The 1680-nt window shown below is 57.7% G+C and carries 1 pseudogene; it reads right to left on the bottom strand.

What is annotated here, in order from left to right:
• Positions 1–1680: pseudogene (locus B3Q33_RS03560) on the bottom strand (dihydropteroate synthase); the annotation flags it as partial.

The following is a 1680-nucleotide window of genomic DNA, read 5'->3' as shown; positions in this document are numbered from 1 at the left end:
GGCGGCTGGTGGTGGCCCCGCCGATCATCAATGGCAGGTTCATGCCCAGTCGCTGCATTTCGCTGGCCACATGGACCATTTCTTCCAGTGACGGAGTAATCAGGCCCGACAGACCGATGATATCCACCTTCTCGGCCTTGGCGGTTTCCAGGATTTTTTCGCAGGGCACCATGACGCCCATATCCACCACGTCGTAGCCATTACACTGCAGCACTACGCCAACAATATTCTTGCCGATATCGTGGACATCGCCTTTCACCGTGGCCATCAGAATCTTGCCATTGGCTTCGTCCTGGGTGCCCAGCTCTTCCTTTTCCTTTTCCATGTAGGGAAGCAGATAGGCCACTGCTTTCTTCATCACCCGGGCGGATTTGACCACCTGAGGCAGGAACATCTTGCCCTCGCCAAACAGATCACCGACCACGTTCATGCCATCCATGAGCGGGCCTTCGATTACATGCAGGGGGCGGGTCGCATTCTGCCGGGCCAGCTCGGTGTCTTCTTCCACGTAATCGGCGATGCCTTTGACCAGGGCATGCTGCAGGCGCTTTTCCACTTCCCATTCGCGCCAGGCCAGGTCTTCCTTCTTGACCTTCTCTGCACCGCTGCCACGGTATTTCTCCGCCAGATCCAGCAGAACCTCGGTGCTGTCCTCACGGCGATTGAGCACCACGTCTTCCACAGCGTTACGCAGTTCTTCGGGGATGTCGGCATAAATCGCCAGCATGCTGGGATTGACGATGCCCATGTCCATGCCGTTCTTGATGGCGTAGTAGAGGAAGACCGCGTGAATCGCTTCGCGCACGGTGTCGTTGCCACGGAAGGAGAAACTGACATTGGAGACCCCGCCGGAAATCATGGCGTGGGGCAGGGTGCGTTTGATGTCCCCTACGGCTTCGATAAAGTCCACGGCATAGTTGTTGTGCTCTTCGATGCCAGTGCCGATGGCAAAGATATTCGGGTCGAAGATGATGTCTTCCGGCGGGAAGTTCACTTCTTCTGTGAGCAGTTTGTACGCCCGTGTGCAGATTTCCACCTTGCGTTCGCGGGTGTCAGCCTGACCTTCTTCATCAAAGGCCATGACGATCACGGCGGCGCCGTAGCGACGCAGCAGGCGCGCCTGATGCAGGAAGGCTTCTTCGCCTTCCTTCATGGAGATGGAGTTCACCACCCCCTTGCCCTGGATGCATTTGAGACCCGCCTCGATCACCTCCCACTTGGAGGAGTCGATCATGATCGGCACCTTGGAAATCTCCGGTTCCGATGCCACCAGGTTGAGGAATTTCACCATGCACTCGGCGGATTCAAGCATCCCCTCGTCCATGTTGATGTCGATGATCTGGGCGCCGTTTTCCACCTGATCGCGGGCCACATCCAGAGCAGCGTCGTAATCCTCTTCCTTGATCAGGCGCAGGAAGCGCTTGGAGCCGGTCACATTGGTGCGCTCGCCCACATTGACGAACAAGGAATCCTTGCTGATGGTGCATGGCTCCAGCCCGGACAGTCGGCAGGCTACCTCAATCTCGGGAAGCTGGCGCGGCGGTAAATCCGCCACGGCTTCAGCCATGGCAGCGATATGCTCCGGGGTGGTGCCACAGCAGCCGCCGATGATGTTGAGGAAGCCTTTTTCCGCCCAGCCACGGATTTCTTTGGCCATGGTGGCCGGGTCCAGATCGTACT

The organism is Alcanivorax sp. UBA3183 (assembly GCF_002364155.1).
In the GTDB taxonomy this organism is placed as follows: Bacteria; Pseudomonadota; Gammaproteobacteria; order Pseudomonadales; family Alcanivoracaceae; genus Alcanivorax; species Alcanivorax jadensis.
The sequence above is the reverse complement of the archived record's forward strand: the minus strand, read 5'-3'. Positions and strand labels throughout refer to the sequence as shown.